The organism is Bacteroides sp. Ga6A2, from assembly GCF_000702225.1.
Taxonomy (GTDB): Bacteria; Bacteroidota; Bacteroidia; order Bacteroidales; family Bacteroidaceae; genus Ga6A1.
Genome location: NZ_JNKX01000029.1, coordinates 30,288 through 49,757 on the forward strand (window position 1 = coordinate 30,288; position 19,470 = coordinate 49,757).

Here is a 19,470-nt window from a genome sequence, read left to right on the forward strand (position 1 = left end):
CCTAACTTATTGCTAATATTTGCTTTATTACGCTATTGCGTTCGTCATTATAGATGATAAAATCAGCCTTCTCGCATTTCTCCTTATCGTCCATCTGCTTTTCCACGCGTTGGCGGACTTGCTCGGACGCTATGCCGTCGCGCCTCATAACTCTTTCGTAACGAAGATATTCGGGAGCAGTTACGGCAATAACCTTGTCTACAAGCGAGTCGAAACCCGATTCGTACAGAATGGCACATTCCATATACACCTTATTAAAAGTATTGTGTTTCTGAACCCAATCCAAGAAATCCTTTTTTACGAACGGATGGACGATGGAATTGACGAGCGAGACATTTTCTTCTGAAGCGAACAGAAAAGAAGCAAGAAACGGCTTGTTTACCGTTCCGTCGGCGTTGTAAACCTCGCATCCAAGAGCCTCGGAGAGTTTGCTTCTGAGTTCAGCGCACTCAGTCATAACAGCCTTTGCCCTGCTGTCGCAATCGTAAACAGGACGGTTCATGGTACGGAAGATGCGCGCCACCACCGATTTTCCGCTGCCTATTCCGCCGGTTATGCCAATTATTTCCATAATTTTCTCTCTATCAGATAGTCGATTTTATCGGGAGATATTTTCAGACGTCTTACAGCCTGCGGCATCGATATAACCTGCGGAGTGCACTTGTCGTTATGTCCGCCGTCTTTTACATCGGCATATTTAACCACAACCTTGAAACTGCTTGCATCTACCGAGTTGTATTCCTTTACGCCAACCTGAAACGTAAGTCTGACCTTTGACGGGAAGGTTCGCAGAACATATCCGTTCGGAAAGCCTTCGCCCTCAACGGGAACATCTACGGTCTTCTCGGTAAACATATCAACATAACACTTTGCACGGACTCTGTCGGGACTGTATTTCACGCCCTTTGGCGACCTGAGTTCAGCCATGAAGGTTATCGTGTCGGTTACGTTCGAGCGCAAAATCTTCTTCGTTGCCGCCTCTCTTATCTGCAAGAGCTGGTCTTGCGGAGCGTATGCAAGAACCGAGTCGGGACTGAATTCCATCTTAACGACATAGAATTGAGAGCCAGTTTCAATTTCTCCGTCGAAAACAACAGGCACGCGCTTAGATGTTCCGTAGGTATAGATGAAGTCGAGCGTATCGGGCTTAATCTGCATTATGCGCGTTGACGACATAAGTTGCGAAGCCACCTTGCGCTGAACATCAGCCATAAGCACCTTTGGATGTAAGCCCTGACTCTCGTATTCAGACCATTCTATAACAACCGGGCGCAGCGTTATTCCGTAGCGATAGGCAAGCAACTCTATGCTGCGGTCCTTTACCTGCACACGAATCTTAGAAGGCAACTCCGAGGTCACGACGGCATTGTGCGGCACGCCGTTAAGCCTGAGAGGAACCTCAAGTTCAATCTGGTTTTCCTCGCCAAGGGCAAGGAAGAGCCAGAAGGCTGCAGATACAAACAAAAATGACAAGAAAATCAAGACATCCTTATATCTTCTTACAAAGAGAATTCGCCTTAACTTTCTTGTCACTCCGACAAGTGATATATTCACAACTTTAATTATTTTGCATTGTCATGAGTAGCAGTTGCATCAGGGAAAACCGATGCCTTGTCAACCTTTATGCGCACGTCTCTTGCAATCTCTACGATAACGGTATTATCGTTCTCGATTGAGCGGACAGTACCATAGATTCCGCCGGCAGTAACGACATTGCTGCCAACCTCGAGTGTGTTTCTGAACTGGTTAATCTCCTTCTGCTTTTTCTGCTGTGGGCGAATCATGAAGAAATACATGATGGCAAAGATTACAACCATCATAATAATCATCTGCATACCGCCACCACCGGCAGCCTGTAGTAAAATTGTAAGGCTATTCATTTGTTTTATTATTTAAAATTATTGATTAGTTCTTGTTAATCTGTCCCTGCTCGCGCAACGACTTGCCTATGGCGTCGAGCATTCCGTTTACGAACATGCCGCTCTTGCGAGTGCTGTAGAACTTGGCAATCTCGACAAACTCGTTGATTGTTACATTAACCGGAATGTTAGGGAATGTAAGAATCTCTGAGATTGCCAACTGCATTATAATCATATCCATGAAGGCAATGCGGTTGAACTCCCAGTTGCGTGAGTGTGCGGCAATGATGTCGCGGTATGTTCCGTCGTTCTCTATGGCATTGCGGAACAAGGCTCTTGCATACTCCTTGTCCTCATCGGCCTTGTATTCAGGAAGAAGTTCCTGATCCTCGCCGTTAGCCTCTTCGAAACGCTTGATAGTCTTGTGAACGAAGGTGTCGACGATGAACTTGTCATCGTTCCAATAAAGGCTCATGTTCTCCAGAACGCCCTCCAACTCCTCGTTGTTGTAGAAGATGTTCTTGTAGAGCTTGCGCCACACCTCGCGGTCAGCCTCGTAGGAATTTTCCTCAGAAGCCATATATTCCTGATAGATATCGCTTGAAATTATACGCTTGTACATTGAGCGGATGAAGGCTTCCTCGCCTATCCAGTTCTTTTTTTGTGTTTCCTGAAACTCAATCAGCTGCTTGTTCTTCTCAAGCTGCGCAATAAATCTGTTGTCGATAAACTTATGGCTGTAAGTCTCACCACTATGAGTATTTACAGCTCTCTGCTCAAGTTGTGCTACGTTATGTCTGCCAAAACGTGTAATCTCTGCCATTAGGAGTAGAAGATACTTGTAAAGATCATAGGCCTTTGACAAGCTGAAGAACAACTCTTTTTCCGCTGCATCAAGATTATTACTTCCGTTTTGATAGAAAGCATAGACAAGTTGAACCGCTTTTAGGCGGATTAGAACTCTATTAATCATAATTTCTCTAAATTGAATGTTAATATTGGTTTGCAAAAATAATGAAAATCCGTGAAATATGACCACTTAAATGCAATTTCTTTAATAAATTCTTGTGTATTCTTAAAAAAAGTGCCAACTTTGGAGGCGAAAACCAAAAATCGAATTAATAATTATGGATGAAAGCAAGAAAAAAAATGGATTCAGGGAGAGCGATCTTGACATAATTGCCTCAAAGGCAATTAAGGCAGGAAAGCGAATCTATTACATGGATGTTAAGAAAAACCGCAGGGATGAGATGTTTCTTGCAATCACCGAGAGCAAGAAAGTCATCACAGGCGAGGGCGAATCGGCTCAGGTGAACTTTGAGAAACACAAAATCTTTATTTACAAAGAGGACTTCGAGAAATTCAAGAACGGCCTTAACGAACTGATAAAGTACATCGAGGAACGTCAGGGCGCATGCCCTTCGCGCGAGAGCGATAAGGACAACGGCGTTGCCGAGGCTAAGACAGCCGAGAACGCGGCAAACGACAATCCTCTGTCTGACGAGATTAAAATAGACATCGATTTCTGATGAAACATAATTAAAAAGAGCCACTTATTCTTGGTGGTTCTTTTTTTTTTCAGTATCTTTGCGCCGCTTTTCAGTACATCTTATGGTGAAATTCCGTGTGATGGCGAATTAGCAAAGTTTTTAATTTACTAATTTAGAGTAACACATTTAATTATGAAATCAATTAACGTAGCAGGTTCTTTGAGAACCGAGACTGGTAAGAAGGGTACACGCGAACTTCGCAAGAGCGACATGATTCCTTGCGTATTGTACGGCGTAGAGAAGGACGAGAACGGCAATCCTAAGGCAACTGCATTCTCTGTAACTAACGCAGCTGTTCGTAACCTTATCTACTCTCCAGACATCTTCGTTGTAAACCTTAGCATCGACGGCAAGGAGTGCAAGGCAGTTCTTAAGGAGATTCAGTTCCACCCAGTAAAGGACAACATCCTTCACATCGACTTCTATCAGGTAACTGAGGACAAACCAATCGTAATGGAGGTTCCTATCAAGTTGAACGGTCTTGCAGAAGGTGTTAAGGCCGGTGGTAAGCTGGTTGCACAGGTTCGCAAGCTTAAGGTTAAGGCTCTTTACAACCAGATTCCAGAGAAGCTTGACATCGACGTTACTTCACTTGCTCTTGGTAAGACTATCAAGGTTGCTGCTCTTTCATTCGACGGTCTTGAGATCGTAACTTCTAAGGAGGTTGTTGTTTGCGGTGTTAAGATGACACGTAACGCTCGTTCTGCTGCAGAGGCTAACAAGTAATCACAACGAACACTCGTTAAATGAAGTATCTGATTGTAGGGCTGGGCAACATCGGAACAGAGTACGCTGGAACCCGCCACAACATAGGATTTAGAGTATTGGACGCCCTCGCTAAGGCGTCCAATATTTCTTTTGAGTCGAACCATCTCGGAGCAACGGCGCAACTCAACGTAAAGAATGCGCAGATGCTGCTGCTAAAGCCGTCGACCTACATGAACGAAAGCGGAAGAGCCGTGCGCTACTGGATGCAGAAGGAGAACATTCCGCTTGAGAACGTGCTGATAATAGTCGACGACCTGTCGCTCGAGGTGGGCGCAATACGCATAAAGCAGAAAGGCAGCGAGGCCGGACACAACGGCTTGAGAAGCATAACGGCATGCGTAGGCTCGCAGGCTTATGCCCGACTGAGATTCGGCATCGGAAACGACTTTCCGAAAGGGGCGCAGGTAGACTTCGTACTTGGCAGATTCAACGCCGACGACGAGAAGACCGTTGAAGAGCGCGCACAGGTTGCCATCGAAGCCATCAAGACATTCTGCCTTGCCGGCATAAACATAACAATGAACCAGTTCAACAACAAATAACGCACAATGGAAGCAAGACTCGACAAGTGGCTGTGGGCTGCGCGCATCTTCAAGACGCGCACGCTGGCTTCGGAGGCATGCAAGAAAGGCAGGGTTTCGAGCAACGGAACTACGCTTAAAGCCTCGAAAATAGTTAAGGTAGGCGATGTGATTGACGTTAAGAAACCGCCTATCACCTACTCGTTCCGCATAAAGCAGGCCATAGAAAAGCGAGTCGGCGCAAAGCTGATTCCAGATGTGCTGGAAAATGTTACTCGACCAGACCAGTACGAACTGCTCGAGATGAACAAGATTAGCGGTTTCGTGAACCGTGCACGAGGAACAGGACGACCAACAAAGAAGGACCGCCGAAGCCTCGACGAGTTTACAGAACCTGCCTTTGCCGGTGACTTCGACTTCATGGACTTCGATTTCGACCAAGATGACGACGAACTTGACGATGACGAATAATACAACATGCCAAGGTTTTGCGCCCACAAACAAAAACGGCGCAAGACTTCGGCATTTTTGTTATCTCCCCCTAACACATTCCGAAAATATCTAAAGGCATTTATTATAATTTTAAATAACAGAAAATGAGATTCTTCTATTATCTTTTACCATTTATGCTTGCCGCTCCGGCACATGCACAAGAAAAACTCTATCACGACGAGTTCAACCTTGGCGATGTAAAACTTCTCGACGGCGTTCTGAAACACGCACGAGACCTTAACATCCAAACTCTTCTGAAATACGACACCGACCGACTTCTGGCTCCGTACCGAAAGGAAGCCGGACTCAACCCGAAGGCAAAGTCGTTCCCAAACTGGGACGGACTTGATGGACACGTAGGCGGACACTATCTCACCGCCCTCGCCATAAATGCCGCAACAGGCGACGAGGAATGCCGCAAGCGCATGGAATACATGATTGCCGAACTGAAGGAATGTGCCGAGGCTAACGCCAAGAATCATCCCGACTGGGGAAAAGGCTATGTTGGCGGCGTTCCGGGCAGCGCGCAGTTGTGGTCTACATTCAAAGAAGGCAATTTCGGAAAATACCACTCTGCATGGGTTCCGTTCTACAATATACACAAGATGTACGCAGGCTTGCGCGATGCGTGGCTCTATTGCAACAACGAGGACGCAAAACAGCTCTTCCTCGGCTTCTGCGACTGGGCTGTGATGATAACATCAAAACTCAGCGACGAGCAGGTTGAGCAGGCTCTGCACACCGAATATGGCGGTATGAACGAGGTTCTGGCAGATGCCTATGCCATAACCAAGGACAAGAAATACCTCGACTGCGCCAAGCGATTCTCACACAAGCGCATACTCTACCCTCTTTCGCAGCACATCGACTGCCTCGACAATATGCACGCCAACACACAGGTTCCAAAAGTAATTGGTTTTGAGCGTATTGCCGAACTTTCGGGCGATGCAGAATATCACAACGCGAGCCTCAACTTCTGGGATTTCGTTACCAACGACCGCTCTCTCGCCCTTGGCGGAAACAGCCGTCGCGAGCACTTCCCGAGCAAGGAGGCTTGTCAGGATTTCGTGACCGACATCGACGGTCCTGAGACCTGCAACACCAACAACATGCTGAAACTCACCGAAGATTTGCACCGTGCCAATCCGCAGGCGATGTATGCCGATTTCTACGAGTTGGCAACATTCAACCACATCCTCTCGTCGCAGCATCCAGAGCATGGCGGATACGTCTATTTCACCTCGGCTCGTCCTCGCCACTACCGCAACTATTCAGCCCCTAACGAGGCTATGTGGTGCTGCGTAGGAACAGGTATGGAGAACCACGGCAAATACGGTCAGTTCATTTACACACATATCGACGATGCGTTGTTCGTCAACCTCTTTGCCGCTTCTGAACTCAACTGGAAGCAGAACGGCGTCGTAATCCGTCAGGAAACAAACTTCCCTTATTCAGAAACGAGCCGCATCACCATCGCCGACGGAAAGGCAGCCTTCAAACTGATGGTGCGCTATCCGGGCTGGGTAAAGAGCGGCGACTTCAAAATAAAAGTAAACGGCAAGGATTTCGGCTTTGTGAGCGGCCCTTCGTCATACATCTGCATCGACCGCAAATGGAAGAAAGGCGATGTTGTTGACATCGAATTCCCAATGCACAACAGCGTGAAATATCTGCCAAATCTGCCAAAATACATCGCTCTGATGCACGGCCCAATCCTGTTGGGCATGAAGACCGGAACAGAAGACTTGGCTCATCTGATTGCCGACGACAGCCGATTCGGCCAGCTCGCAACAGGCAAGCAATTGCCTATCGACAAGGCTCCGATGCTTGTTTGCGACAACATCGAGAAGATTGCCGACGACATCAAGCCAATCGAGGGCAAGCCTCTGCACTTCAGCCTCGGCACAAAGATGATTAACGGCATAGAGGGCGAACTTCAGCCATTCTTCGAGATTCACGATTCGCGCTACATGATGTACTGGCTCGCCTTCACGGGCGACGGCTACAAGGCTTATCTCGACCAGCTGAGCAAGGAAGAAGAGGCGCGCCAGAAACTCGAGGCTGCCACCGTCGATAAGGTTCAGCCGGGCGAGCAACAGCCGGAGAGCGACCACTTTATGGAGACCGACAAATCGTTTGGCGGCAACCAGAACAACTGCGGATTCCGCCAAACTTCGAACGGCAGTTTCTTCAGTTATCAGATGAAGACTGGCGGCGAAAAACTCCTGAAAGTGCGTCTGAAATTCTGGGGCGTAGACGACTGGCAGTCAAACGAATTCGACATTTTCGTCGACGATGTTCTTGTAAAATCGGTAAACAATACCCGAAAATACCGCACATCGGCATTCAAGTTCGAGGAATACGAGATTCCAGAATCTGCCGTTAAAAACAAGAAGCAGGTAAGAGTGAAGTTTGTTGCGCACAAGAACAAAGATGCCAAAATATACGAAGTTAGATTGCTAAAGGCTGAATAAGCCTTGGCAATCGAGCCTCACAAAAAGAGCCGCTTCCCGATATTTTCGTGGAAGCGGCTCTTTTTTATTCAAAATTCGTATCGAAGAATTCTTTACAAGTTTGCCTTTACCTTGTCTATCAACTCCTGATATTCGGCATCTGTAAGATATGTCTCCTGCGGATTCATGCGGAACACGCCGCCGAAATCAGGACCTCCCTTGTACTTTGGAACAAGATGGAAGTGCAAGTGACTCAGAGTGTCAGAATAAGCTCCATAGTTAATTTTCTCTGGGTTGAACGCCTTCTGCATAGCGCGTGTAACCTTAGCCACGTCGGCCATGAAAGCGTTGCGCTCTTCGTCAGAAAGTTCGTTGAGGTCGTTTACATGACCGTTGTAAGCCACGAGGCAGCGGCCGCGATATGTCTGCTCCTTGAAAAGGAATACGCGAGAAACGCTCAAAGAAGCAATCTCAATCATCAGATTGTGAAGAGTTTCGTTGTTAGTGCAGTATAGGCACTGTTTTGGATCACTGTACATACTATATAATTGTTTTTGTTAAATAGATATTGCAAATATAGCGTATTCTTGCCATTCGCCCAAATTTTCAGGCGCGCAAATCGGGCAACCTTTCAACATCGGCATTTTCGCCGACAGCCCACACCACGCTGCCCTCGCTAAGCACCGTGTCGCGGTTTGGCATCTGAATCTGCCCGTCAACCTCAATGCCCACAATAAGGCAATGATACTTGGCTTTTATTCCACTCTGACTGATGCTCTTTCCGGCAAAGACCGATTCGGCGGTTATTACGAACTCCACGAGTTTCATCTCGCGGTCGTCGATGTCGAACTCCTCGTTTTCGAAGACATCGGCATTCATCGCCTCGATGAATTTAGTAAGTTGCTCGTCCGTTCCTATAACCTCGAGTTTGTCGTGCGGATAGAGCCTTGTAAGCGCAACAGGGATGTTAATCCTGATGCTTCCACGGATTACTGATGCCACCGATATGTTAAACTTGTTGCCCAAGTCGAGTTCCTTCAGCGTCATGCCCTCCCAGCACGAGTTTTCGGGCAGAGAAACGCTTGCCAGATGCAGTTCGTCGCTCATAAGCTGAGTGAGGTACGAGCCTTTCTTCTGCCCCATCGCCTCGGCATACCGCTCGCGCGAATGAAGATTATTGAAGAATGTTTTTTCGAGTTGGATGCTTCGTTCCTGCAACTTCTTCGACGAGTACATGGCAAAGATGAGAACCAGTCCGACAGCAATGGAGAACGACATGCTATAGCCAAACAAATGACCTATCACATACACAACCATCGCAAGCGCTATGAGCACCCTTGCTGCGACAAGCATTACAAGCGGCGCGATGTTCAGTCGGCTGTCGTTCCACAGAGCCTTGAACTCCTCGCTGCGGTTCTTCTTGGCAATCATGGCGCGGATGAAAGGCGCGATACACAACAGCGTAAGCACGGCAACCGTCCATCTTGCATACCTGAAAGGCATCAACTCCGAGAGGAACGGCAACAGCACATGGAACGCAAGCAGAATCGTTGCAACCGACAGCACCATATAGACTACCGTTACGCGCAAAATCGACTTCAGCAAGCGATTCCAGTTGTTCTTATGCCTTATCAGCAGAGTTCCGCCGCTCGTATAATTGTCAATCAGATTGGCTATTTTCGAAGGCATATACCTTACCGCCACGTCGTAAGCCGGATTGCTCGCCTTTATCATGTACGGCGTTATGAAGGTTGTTATAACCGAAACAGCCACCACAACCGGATAAAGGAAGTGGCTCGTAACGCCGAGACTCACTCCGAGGCTCGCTATGATGAAGGCAAACTCGCCAATCTGAGCCATGGAGAATCCGCTTCGAATGGCTACTTTCAGAGTCTGTCCCGAAAGCAGGTAACTTCCCGTTCCAAGAACCGACTGACCAATCAGAATCGCCGCCGTGATGGCAACAATAGGCTTCCAGTACTCGATGAGCATCATCGGGTCGACCATCATTCCCACCGACACGAAGAATATCGCGCCAAACAAATCCTTCACGGGCGATACCAGACTTTCGATGCGTTCAGCCTCGAGCGTCTCAGCAAGAATACTTCCCATGATGAATGCACCGAAGGCAGCCGAGAAGCCGCACAAATCGGCAACAACAACCATCGCGAAGCACAGTCCGAGAGCCACGATAAGCATAGTCTCGTTGCTGAGCATCGACTTGAATTTCTTGAAGAACAGCGGAAGCAGAAAAATTCCGGTGATGAACCACAAGATGAGCAGTCCGCCAAGTTTCAGCAGCGAGAAAATCATCTTCTCGCCCTCGAAACTACGGCTGACGGCCATCGTGCTCAACATAACCATCAGCACTATGGCAAGAATATCCTCGATGATGAGGACCGAGAGAACCAGTCCGGCAAACTTCTGCTGCCGCAGCCCAAGGTCGTCGAAAGCCTTGTAGATGATAGTGGTTGACGACATGGCGAGCATTCCTCCAAGAAAGAGAGAGTCCATCTGACTCCACCCAAAAAGTTTGCCGACGCCAACGCCAACGATTATCATGCAAACGATGATGGAGCAGGCGGCGATGACCGGCGCGCTGCCCATCTTCACAATCTTCTTGAACGAGAACTCCAAGCCAAGCGCAAAGAGCAAGAATATCACACCTATATCCGCCCACAAATGGATGTTGCCGGTGTCTATCACCGACGGCGTGTATGGCATGTGCGAACTTGCCAGAAAGCCTGCCACTATATAGCCCAGCACCACAGGCTGCCTGAGCCACTTAAACAACAACGACACACAGCCTGCCACCACCAGAATTAGGGCGAGGTCTGATATTAAGCTTGGTAGTTCTCCCATATTCAGTATTTTATTTCTTTAACGATACAACATTCTTTGCAATGGCAATAACCACGTTCTTAGCCTTCTCCATGCTCTGAACCGGAACGCACTCGTTTCTGCCGTGCATGTTCAGACCGCCGGCAAAGATGTTAGGACAAGGCAAGCCCTTGAACGAAAGTTGTGCGCCGTCGGTGCCTCCGCGAATTGCGTGGATGTTTGGCGTTACGCCGGCATCGAGCATCGACTTCTTTGCAAGGTCTATTACATACATCACAGGCTCAATCTTCTCGCGCATATTGTAATACTGGTCGTGCATGTCGAGCGTAGCCGTACCAGCACCGTAAATCATGTTAATCTTAGCCACAACCTGCTTCATCAGTTCCTTGCGAGCCTCGAATTTCTTGCGGTCGTGGTCGCGTATGATGTACTGAAGCGTTGAGTTCTCAACCGTTCCGCTCATGGCAATCAGGTGGAAGAAGCCCTCGTAGTTCTCAGTCTTGGCAGGAATCTCCTGTGCCGGAAGCATAGAGTTCAGTTCGATGGCAACGAGCGATGAGTTAATCATCTTGTTCTTTGCCGAACCCGGATGAACGTTCAGACCCTTCAGCGTGATTTTTGCCGCTGCCGCGTTGAAGTTCTCGAACTCAAGCTCTCCCACTTCGCCGCCGTCCATAGTGTAGGCGAAATCTGCGCCGAACAGCTCTACGTTAAAGTGGTGCGCTCCCATGCCAATCTCCTCGTCTGGATTGAATGCCACGCGAATCTTTCCGTGCTTCCACTCCGGATGTTCCTTCAGTTCGACCATAGCCTGAACAATCTCGGCAATACCAGCCTTGTCGTCTGCGCCCAGAAGCGTTGTTCCGTCAGTAACGATGATGTCCTCACCAACGTGCGACTTCAACTCTGGGAACTGGTCGGCACGAGTGTAGACCTCCTCATTCAGCTTGATGTCGCCGCCCTCGTAGTGAACGATTCGCGGCTTGATGTCGGCACCGCTGCAATCTGGCGATGTGTCGTAGTGTGCAATGAAGCCCACGGTAGGCACTTCCTCATCGATGTTCGAAGGCAAGGTTGCGTAAACATATCCCATATCGTCGAGCACAACGTCCTCAAGTCCGACAGCCTCAAGTTCATCTTTCAGATAACGTGCAATATTCCACTGCTTTGCCGAACTTGGCACAGTTTCAGAGTTTTCGTCCGACTGCGAATCGAACTTAACGTAATTAAGAAATCTTTCTACAATGTCCATAAAAGTTATAATTTATTATGCAAAAATAAGAATAAAAAATCACAATTCAGAATTGCCAATGGACAATTCACTTAAGAATTGAAAATTCACAATTCAGAATTCATAATTACTGAGAGCTTATAAAGAACAATTATAAGACAAAATACTCTTTTTGGAAATACAAAATAGCGGCAAGGAAGAAGGTAGGAAGAAGGTAGGAAGAAGGTAGCAAGAGGGAAGCAAGAGGGAAGCAAAAGGGAAGCAAGATGGAAGATACATCTAAGTAAGCCGGAAGGTACGGGGAAGGGCTTATAAGGGTAGACCAACGGTTGAGAATCGGAATAGGATAATACTTTACAGGAAATTGCAGATGTAGCAATTGAGTTTAGTATGAAACTCTGAAGAAAGTCCAACTACTATTTGACGTATAGGGATGATAAGATTATGGCTGTAGTGAACTAATGAAAAAAGTTTCACTAAAAATAAAATCGATATCTTGCATAATTCGAGAAAAAGCATTATTTTTGCATTTGCAAAATATGACGATTTTCGGATAAACATTCCGAATCAGACGATAACAGAACCCGTCGGCATCCCATTGATCTGCTGGCGGGTCACCTTTTTTTTATAGACACTATGAGCAATTAGAAGCCACGCACAATAGAGGACCAAATCAAGCTACTTCGTTCAAGAGGTATGCAATTCAGTAATGATAAACCCAAATCGGTCATTAGAAAAATAGACATGCCTAATTTCTAATGACCGATTTGGGATAAATACCTCGCACATAGGTATTGTTCTGCTCACTTTGTTTTCTTTCAGCAGATAGATATTACAACAGTCCTGCTGTGCCTCCAGATACAAGATGTCGTGTATGCAGACTCTCTTATATCCCCACTCAATCCTCACAAACACATGCTCACTGTAGCAAGCACTCCCATTAACATTCTTTTCTTTCATAATAAAAAATTTTTTTTATGTAAAAGTAAACCGTTAATTATGTACTTGGGAGAGCTATCCACTGAGCAACATTATTATCCACTAAACAGCAAAATAACAGGCAACTTGTAGCGCTGATTAGTGGATGTTTTCGCTGTTTGAAGATTGAATATTATTTTTCTCATCATTAATCGTACCTTTGTCATAAAGACGCAGAAAAAACTTGATTTTAAAAAGCTGAATGTCATCAAGAATGTGAAAATTGTAACAAGTTACGACAAATTTGAAACGAAGTACTACAAAGTTGTTGTTAGTGCAACACCCTTTTCCATCTATTCTTCGTACCTTTGCAGTCAAATAATTGTATAAACTTAAACTATTACAGCTATGCGGGAAACAATAGTAGGAAACAATGGCTTGCAAGTTACATGCAATGCTAAGTTGATGGAAAACGTAAAGGCAGCTAAGCCAGTCTCAATATCAATGACTGGCTGTTGCACGATAGGCTTGACGGAAAATCTCAGTGGATTCATTACTCCTGAGGGACTATTGAAGAAAGGTAGTGCAACGATAATTGTCGCAGATGACAAAAACGAAAGCGGGTCGAAAGCATTTCCACTATATTATTCGAAAAAGCGGTTAATGAGGTGACAGAATATGTTGCAGGTGTAGCAGGTGTTTTATGCAAGATCGTTTTTTCTTTCTTGTCGGGAGGTACATGTATTTTCAGTTGTGTATTGACATTTAATCCCCTAACGACTGATAAGGCATTAGAAAGTATTCTAATATCTAAAGATATCAAATTTGGAAATAAATAGCAAAAAGTAAAACATATGAAAACAAAAATTCAAAACATTAAGTACTTTACGAAGCGGATGGTACTCATGTTGCTCCTTGCACTGCTCACGGCGGCGACGGCGTGGGCGGGGACGGTCGATGTAACCGTCAACGTGACGGGCAGCGGTTCGGTGTCTATTGGCAACCAAACAGCTACGGCGGGCAATCCGCTCACTACGACGGTTGATGATGGCGCAAGCGTTACGCTGACCTTCGCGCCTGATGCCGGTAATATCGTGACCAGTGCAAAACTATCATATAAACCGAGTAAGGATGGTACCTCCGTGGACGACATCGCCATCAGCGGCTCAACAGCCACATTCCAGATGCCCAACGACATCTGGAATGGCACGGGAGTGACAATCAATGTCACGTTTGGCGCCGGTCTCGTCGGCGGTGCTGACGAAGCCTCGGCTGTGGCCTTGACGGATGCGACGGTGAGTAATTTGGCCGGAGGATATTACAAGGTAGAGAGCGACATCTCGTTTGACCACACGCTCAACCTCATCGGCGACACCTACCTCGTCATTGCCAGCGGAGCGAAGATGACCGTCAGCTCTTCCGAATATGGTATCAATGGCGAGTCGTATGCGCTTAACGTCCTCGGCGAGGGAACGCTCAACGTTACGACTACAGGCTCATATAAGATAGCCGTAGATGTTTCCAGTTACACGCAATCGGGCTGCTCTGTAAATCTGACTACATCATTCATGGGAATGCGATGCCTTAATGGTAGCTTTAATATCAGCGGCGGCTCGTTCACCACAAACGGTTCGACGGGTATCTGGCCGGATAATGCTGTTAACATCAGCGGCGGCAAGCTGGAAGCATCGAAGATCGATGCCAATATCAACCTGAGCTATAGCAGCACTGACGATTACATAAAGGTGGATACCTATACCAATGGCAAAACAATGACGATAGCCAACGGGCAGACTTTCACCGACGGCGCGACTAACTACAGCGGCACGATTGAAAATTTATCCACGTTGAACGGCAAGAAGCTATTTCCTTTTGTTTATACGCACTTGACGGTAAGGGCGGCAACCTGTACAGAAGTGGGCATCAAGAAGGAGTGCTGGCAGCGCAGCAGCGACGGTAAGTATTTCTCGGACGCGAACGGAACGAATGAACTCAACGCATCGGATGTTGAGATTCCTATGATTGCTCACACGGGCGTACACAACGATGCTACGGACACGCACATCGCGTATTGGCAGTGCTCCATGTGCGGCAAGTATTTCAGCAACGAGGCTTGCACCACGGAGATAACGGAAGAGGACACCAAGATTTACCGCACCATCACGATTGCCGATGGTATCAGCAGTCTTGTCACGAGCAATGTTGACAAGGCTGTTGCAGGGACAACCGTGACGCTTACCGTCAGCCATCTGATAGATGCAAGCACTCTTCGGGTGAATGACGGCAGTGTCGCGCTGACGGATGCAGGAAACGGAACTTACACCTTCACCGTACCTGCGGCAGACGTAACCGTGACGGCATCCACCGCTACCACCTATTCCGTCAATCTGCCTGCCAATATGGAGATTGTAAGCGCAACGATCACAGCAGATGGCGACGGCAAGTACATTTCGGGAACGGTTGTCACGTTCAAGGCGAGCTTTTCCTATACGGCATCTAATGTGCATGACGGCGCGAACACACTGACGGCTGACGGCAGCGGCTACTACAGCGTTACCGTAGGCACAGCCGACATAACCGTGACGGCCACCATCGAACACAGCAGCAACATCGACCTGTCGCAAGCCCCCGGTGACTTCACCGTCGTCGATGGCGACATCTTGACCGCTGCGACGAGCCATACCGTGACGATTGCTGAAAATGCAAAGATTACGCTCAGCAATGCAACCATCAGCGGCGGCATCGTTTGTGATGGAACAGCGGAGATTACTCTTGTCGGCACGAATAGCGTGACGGGCGCATCCTTCAAGGCGGGCATCCAGGTTGGCGGCTTTGGCACTACGCTCACGATTAAGGGCAACGGTTCGCTGACGGCAAATGGCGGTAATCAATCCGCAGGTATCGGTCTGAGCCGTGCGTGGAATCCTGATGATAACGTCATCGGTGGCGATATTATCATCGAGGGCGGAAACATCACAGCCAACGGCGGCAGTAAGTGGGGCGCAGGCATCGGCACGGGCGTTATCTATGGTGGTAGTAAAACTGCAAGGCTTGGCAATATCACCATCAAGGGTGGCACTGTAAAGGCAACGGGCGGCACATCAGCAGACGGCATCGGCACGGGATTTTCCTATAGCGGTTGTACCAACGAAATCGGAACGATTACCATCACCACAGGCATTGACATTGTGGACGCATCGAGCATCAAGAACAGCGGAAGCATCGTCTATAAGCACGAAGAAAATGACGTGACTGCAAGCACCAGCGACTACTTCACAATCATTGAGAACGGCAACCGCCGCATCATTGTGCAGAAAGTCACTCCAACCATTGCCGATGTTCCCGACCAGACCTATACAGGCAGTGCCATCACCCCCGAGCCGACAGTCATCGCTGGCTCGCTCAGCCTTACCAAAGGCACGGATTATGAATATTCCTACACAAATAATACGAATGTTGGCACAGCTAAGGTGAGAGCTACCTTCCAAGGCGACTATGTATCGCTGGGCTCTGTGGAGAAGGAGTTTAAGATTGTCAAGTCCATGACCAATAATGACATCAGCATCACCATTCCGTCGCAGACATGGAATGGCTACGAATTGACACCCGACATCATCGTGAAGGACGGCGAGACAGTGCTCACTGAGAATACCGACTACACCGTGACGCCTCCGAGCGGCCCAATTCAGGATTCTGGCAACCATGCCTATACAATCACCGGCATGGGCAACTATGCTGGCTCAAGAGAAGCGATGTTTACCATAACACCCTACTTAGCAGATCAATTTGGTGCAGTATACGTTTATCAAGACCAGAACGGAAAAACGGCGTTATTAGAAGGCACATCGGTAGAGCCAGTCGATATTCCTTCTGTTATTAACAAAACCGTGAATCACGTAACCAACAACCGCGTGTTCACTCCGGGCGTGGCTTCGACGGTGATGCTGCCATTCAACTATACCTGCAGCGGCGAAGAGGGCGGCACGTTCTATAAGTTTGTAGGCGTAAAGAAAGAAAACGATAAGTGGGTTGCTACGATGCAGGAAACAGGCAATGATGCAAATAATGAGGGCACGCTGATTGCCAACACGCCGTATCTGTTTATGCCTACAGCGACAGAAATGACGTTCCCAAATATTAATGGGAGTGTGACGCTCAGCACGGAAGGCGGCGGCAACTGCGTGACAGCTGACCCTGGCAGCCACTGGACGTTTAAGGGAACATACTGGTTTAAAGAATGGAATTCCAATGATTATTATACCGCAGAAGAGATAGGCCGTGCCTACGGCTTTGCCGGCGTGGCGAAAGATGGCATTAATGTGGGTGACTTCGTAAGGGTAGCCAGCGGCGCCAAGATTCGCCCGATGAGGGCATACCTGCTGTGGAACGACATGCCGAATGCGGCTAATGCCCGTGCACTGACCCGTGGCACAGCAGCAACGGAGGAGGAACTGCCGCAGAGCATCACTGTGCGCCTGGTAGGCAGCAATGGCGAGGTGACCAGCATCGGTGAGATTGACACCAAGACAGGTGACGTTACATTTGACGGATGGTACACAATAGACGGCGTTCGTCTTAGCGGAAAGCCAAGCAAGAGCGGCTTATATATTAATAATGGAAGAAAAGTAATTATAAAGTAAATAGTACATACAATGGAAAAAGAGAAATATGTGAAGCCTACTTGTAGAGCTATACGGTTGACGCATCGGATGCAGTTGCTGGCTGGTAGTGGTAGTTATACAGATCCTACTCCGCCCAATGTACCAGACTATGACGATTGGCTGGAATAACATCTGATGGGCTATGAGTATAATTCAAATAATAGCATTAATCGTTCTGGTTGGCTTTGTCATCTTTGGGTTGTGGTTTCAGTTCTATATCAGACGCTGCCATAAAAGCAATGCCAAAGAGCATGCCAAGAGATTGCGCGAATGGATTAAGCGCAATCCCAAACGTGCGAAAGAATTGGGCTACATCCGCAAAGAAAAGAACGATGCGACGGAATAAACACAGTTGTTGAGAAATATCCGTACTGATGATTACCCAGCATGAATGAGATTGCTTAATTCATGAAAACGGAACCACCCAAAAGTCCTTCTTAAGAGGCTCCAGGGTGGTTCTATTTTTGTTTAAATCCCGCAGAAGTCCTTAAATAATGTTAAAAAATTATCTCGCATAGAGTAATAAATTATATTGTGTTAAAAAAAATGTTACTTTAGTACCCGTTTATTATATAATAGGTACGAAAGAATGTTTTCTCTAGTTGAACTCATATATAGTATCGCCTGTACGGTGTACGTCACAACCAGCCTTATGCTTTCTGCTGTGCGGTGGTTTCATGCCTGTCCAACAGCACGTGCGCACAAGGAGTATTATTATCCTGCACGCCGTATAGTATCTATGATATTTCTTACTCCAGCAGTTCTATTGCCCTATATACTTGCTCCAAAGAACCACGAAGCATGGCTGTTGACTAAAAGCTATTTGTTGCTGATCAATTTCTTTTCCAGTGCAGTATTGTTGTTTGCCTATTTCGGCAAGATGAGACAGTGGCACAAGTGGCGGTTGTCTGGCCAAGTAGCTTCTATAATAACTTTTGGATTGGTAGCCTTGTTGTTAATCATAGCCTGTTGGCCAAACTATCATCTGACAGCAGCAGTGGAACAAGCCCTTCTTACCACTGTGACCATAACAGGACTGCTACTGACACTGTATAGTGCAGTAGCCATGTGGCTGGTATGGAGGTGGACTCTGGAATACAGCACTGATAACTACTCCAACACGGATGATTTTCCACTTTCGTATGCTCGCCGTGTGTTTATGGTGCCTGTCTTTCAGGCTTTGTTATTATGGCCAGTCATACTCTTCGATAGTCCCACGTATGTTGCAGTTGTCAACCTGCTTATATCTGTTTTTAATGTTGTGTTTCTTATCACCATTCTTTCACCAAAACGCAAAGAGAGCCATCTGGAGTGTGTAATGGAAGATGCAGACACAGCAGCAAAAGAGCAGTCAGAAGAGAGTTGCTCGAAAATTTGCCCCCCCCCACACACACCCAACCGCTTCAGCTTTACAGACGTACAGCCTAAAGATGCTTTGTGCACAAGGAATGACATAACAGCAGACCATCCGTGCCATCACCTGAAAGACATACCAGAGAATACCAGACAAAAGATTGTTGATGGCATAGAAATGGCATTGGAACATCAACAATTATACCTTAATCCAAATCTCAGGCTCAGAGAAGTCGCTGAAGTGTGCGGTTATAGCCAGACATACGTTTCGAGAGTCTTAAAAGAGCAGTATGGTGGCTTTTTCGACTATGTGAATATGCTGCGTTGCCGTCATGTAGATGAATATATGGATCAACATCCGGAAGTTACCAAGGAGGAAGCCATTACTAAGTCTGGTTTCAAAGATCGCCAGACCTACTATCGTATCAAGAAAATCCTATGTTCAAATGAACGTCAGCAGGATTAACCTTCCCAGAGTTTTGTACTTGGAAGAGCGATCCACTGACCAACATGTTGTGCTGATTAGTGGATGTTTTCGCTGCTTAATCTGTAACAAAAGAAAGAGGGTGTGTCAAAATAGGCACATCCTCTTATTTGTTTTAATGATAATCCGCAATATTCCCAAATGTATTATCTTTGCAATTGAAAAAATCATAGTCAAATGAAGTTGTTGGATTTTGCAAAACATTTCGACAGCGAGGAAGCTTGTGAAAAGTACCTCAAGGAAACTCGCGAAAAAGAAGGTATAAAGTGCAGCCGCTGTGGCTGCGAGAAACAGTACTGGAACCGTTGCCACAAACGCTGGATGTGTGCCAAGTGCGGA

General features: G+C 47.1%; 16 protein-coding genes. 9 read left to right on the top strand and 7 right to left on the bottom strand.

Annotated features, from left to right (window positions below):
• Position 1: 1 nt before the first annotated feature.
• Genes coaE through nusB form a run of 4 tightly spaced genes read right to left on the bottom strand, consistent with a single transcriptional unit; the run spans position 2 to position 2,832 of the window.
• Positions 2-571: a dephospho-CoA kinase gene (coaE, locus tag T538_RS0108540; protein ID WP_031533346.1), complete on the bottom strand. Its 570-nt coding sequence runs from the start codon at positions 569-571 to the stop codon at positions 2-4.
• Positions 562-1,554: a CdaR family protein gene (locus tag T538_RS0108545; protein ID WP_031533347.1), complete on the bottom strand. Its 993-nt coding sequence runs from the start codon at positions 1,552-1,554 to the stop codon at positions 562-564. Before T538_RS0108545 ends, coaE begins: the two co-directional genes overlap by 10 nt.
• A gap of 8 nt (positions 1,555-1,562) precedes the next feature.
• Entirely contained in the window at positions 1,563-1,880 is a 318-nt protein-coding gene (gene yajC, locus T538_RS0108550) for a preprotein translocase subunit YajC (protein ID WP_031533349.1), read from the bottom strand.
• Positions 1,881-1,905: 25 nt separating this feature from the next.
• Positions 1,906-2,832 carry a transcription antitermination factor NusB gene (nusB, locus tag T538_RS0108555; protein WP_031533350.1) on the bottom strand — a complete coding sequence of 309 codons (927 nt, stop codon included), beginning with the start codon at positions 2,830-2,832 and terminating at the stop codon, positions 1,906-1,908.
• A gap of 154 nt (positions 2,833-2,986) precedes the next feature.
• Between nusB and T538_RS0108560 the strand changes: the two genes are divergently transcribed.
• The 5 genes from T538_RS0108560 (at position 2,987) to T538_RS0108580 (ending at position 7,664) form a co-directional block, all read left to right on the top strand.
• Entirely contained in the window at positions 2,987-3,388 is a 402-nt protein-coding gene (locus tag T538_RS0108560; protein ID WP_031533352.1) for a DUF3276 family protein, read from the top strand.
• Between the two features lie 153 nt (positions 3,389-3,541).
• Complete coding sequence (locus T538_RS0108565) at positions 3,542-4,135, top strand: 50S ribosomal protein L25/general stress protein Ctc (RefSeq protein ID WP_031533353.1); 594 nt, start codon at positions 3,542-3,544, stop codon at positions 4,133-4,135.
• Positions 4,136-4,155: 20 nt separating this feature from the next.
• Positions 4,156-4,719, top strand: a complete 564-nt coding sequence (pth, locus tag T538_RS0108570) for an aminoacyl-tRNA hydrolase (protein ID WP_031533354.1) — start codon at positions 4,156-4,158, stop codon at positions 4,717-4,719.
• A gap of 6 nt (positions 4,720-4,725) precedes the next feature.
• Positions 4,726-5,169: an RNA-binding S4 domain-containing protein gene (locus T538_RS0108575; RefSeq protein WP_031533356.1), complete on the top strand. Its 444-nt coding sequence runs from the start codon at positions 4,726-4,728 to the stop codon at positions 5,167-5,169.
• A gap of 125 nt (positions 5,170-5,294) precedes the next feature.
• The gene (locus T538_RS0108580) at positions 5,295-7,664 is read left to right on the top strand and encodes a glycoside hydrolase family 127 protein (RefSeq protein WP_031533357.1); all 2,370 of its coding nucleotides are present in this window, start codon (positions 5,295-5,297) and stop codon (positions 7,662-7,664) included.
• 92 nt (positions 7,665-7,756) lie between these two features.
• On the opposite strand, the gene T538_RS0108585 is transcribed toward T538_RS0108580, so the two are convergent.
• The 3 genes from T538_RS0108585 to pepT all read right to left on the bottom strand — a co-directional run bounded on the left by T538_RS0108585 (position 7,757) and on the right by pepT (position 11,736).
• Entirely contained in the window at positions 7,757-8,182 is a 426-nt protein-coding gene (locus T538_RS0108585) for an HIT family protein (protein ID WP_031533358.1), read from the bottom strand.
• Between the two features lie 67 nt (positions 8,183-8,249).
• Complete coding sequence (locus T538_RS0108590) at positions 8,250-10,505, bottom strand: cation:proton antiporter (protein WP_031533359.1); 2,256 nt, start codon at positions 10,503-10,505, stop codon at positions 8,250-8,252.
• Positions 10,506-10,515: 10 nt separating this feature from the next.
• Positions 10,516-11,736: a peptidase T gene (gene pepT / locus T538_RS0108595; RefSeq protein ID WP_031533360.1), complete on the bottom strand. Its 1,221-nt coding sequence runs from the start codon at positions 11,734-11,736 to the stop codon at positions 10,516-10,518.
• Positions 11,737-13,538: 1,802 nt separating this feature from the next.
• On the opposite strand from pepT, the gene T538_RS0108610 reads away from it, so the two are divergent.
• From T538_RS0108610 to T538_RS19225, 4 genes are all read left to right on the top strand, one after another.
• Positions 13,539-17,273, top strand: coding sequence for a beta strand repeat-containing protein (locus T538_RS0108610; protein WP_155993080.1), 3,735 nt, complete (start codon positions 13,539-13,541; stop codon positions 17,271-17,273).
• Positions 17,274-17,436: 163 nt separating this feature from the next.
• Entirely contained in the window at positions 17,437-17,640 is a 204-nt protein-coding gene (locus T538_RS18375) for a hypothetical protein (protein WP_031533366.1), read from the top strand.
• 393 nt (positions 17,641-18,033) lie between these two features.
• Positions 18,034-19,113 (top strand): helix-turn-helix transcriptional regulator, encoded by a 1,080-nt coding sequence (locus T538_RS0108620; RefSeq protein ID WP_031533367.1) that lies wholly within the window; start codon positions 18,034-18,036, stop codon positions 19,111-19,113.
• A gap of 195 nt (positions 19,114-19,308) precedes the next feature.
• Positions 19,309-19,470 (top strand): transposase (locus T538_RS19225; RefSeq protein WP_197028316.1); only part of this gene is annotated, 162 nt, incomplete at its 3' end.